The organism is Actinomadura sp. KC216 (genome assembly GCF_004348535.1).
Lineage (GTDB): Bacteria > Actinomycetota > Actinomycetes > Streptosporangiales > Streptosporangiaceae > Spirillospora.
This window is the reverse complement of record NZ_SMJX01000654.1, coordinates 1-892: the sequence shown is the minus strand read 5'-3', so window position 1 is coordinate 892 and position 892 is coordinate 1. Positions and strand designations below refer to the sequence as shown.

The window sequence follows — 892 nt, the reverse complement described above, 5'->3', positions numbered from 1 at the left end:
AAGCCGTCGATGCCGAGGTCGAGCCAGAAGCGGAGGTTTTCGAGCATGGCGTCTTGGACGTGGGGGTTGTCGTAGTTGAGGTCGGGTTGGTGGGAGAAGAAGCGGTGCCAGTAGTACTGGCCGCGGATGGGGTCGTAGGTCCAGTTGGAGGTTTCGGTGTCGATGAAGATGATGCGGGCGTCGGGGTATTTTGTGTCGGTGTCGTTCCACATGTAGAAGTCGCCGTAGGGGCCGTCGGGGTCGGTGCGGGAGGCTTGGAACCAGGGGTGCTGGTCGGAGGTGTGGTTCATGACCAGGTCGGCGATGACCCGGATCCCGCGGGCGTGCGCCTGCTCGATCAACTCCACGAAGTCGCCCAGATCACCGAATTCGGGCAGGATTTTCGTGTAGTCCGCGATGTCGTAGCCGCCGTCCTTGAGCGGTGATTGGTAGATGGGCAGCAGCCAGAGGCAGTCGATCCCGAGCCATCGCAGATGGTCGAGCCTGGAGATCAGGCCGCGCAGATCGCCGTAACCGTCGCGGTTGGAATCGGCGAATCCCCGCACTGATACCTCGTAGAAGACGGCCGTTTTGAACCAGTGCGGGTCGCGGGGCGTTTCCGGGCTGAACGCGTCCGCGACGGGTTCGGCGGAGGCCGGGATCGCGTCCGGCGGGATCTCGGTCATGGGCTCGTCCCTCGGCACCGCCCCCGGCATTTCCAGCGGGGGATCCTGCGGCGCGTCCGGGTGACGCGGCTCCTGCGGGTCGCTCACGACTCACCGTTCCCGAACGTGAGGATGTGTGCGGGTTGGGTGTGGGGGTCCAGGCGGATGTAGTTGGAGCGGGTCCAGGTGTAGGTGGCGCCGTCGAGGTGGTCGGTGACGGTGAAGGTGCGGGCGGGGTCGTCGGGCAG

The 892-nt window shown here is 65.4% G+C and carries 2 protein-coding genes; both read right to left on the bottom strand.

Annotation, left to right across the window (positions count from 1 at the left end; all coding sequences use genetic code 11):
- Nucleotides 1-665, bottom strand: a 665-nt coding sequence (locus E1264_RS42820; protein ID WP_243711531.1) for an alpha-amylase family glycosyl hydrolase, incomplete at its 3' end; no start/stop codon positions are given.
- A gap of 83 nt (nt 666-748) precedes the next feature.
- Nucleotides 749-892 carry a hypothetical protein gene (locus E1264_RS46305; RefSeq protein ID WP_347813465.1) on the bottom strand — a complete coding sequence of 48 codons (144 nt, stop codon included), beginning with the start codon at nt 890-892 and terminating at the stop codon, nt 749-751.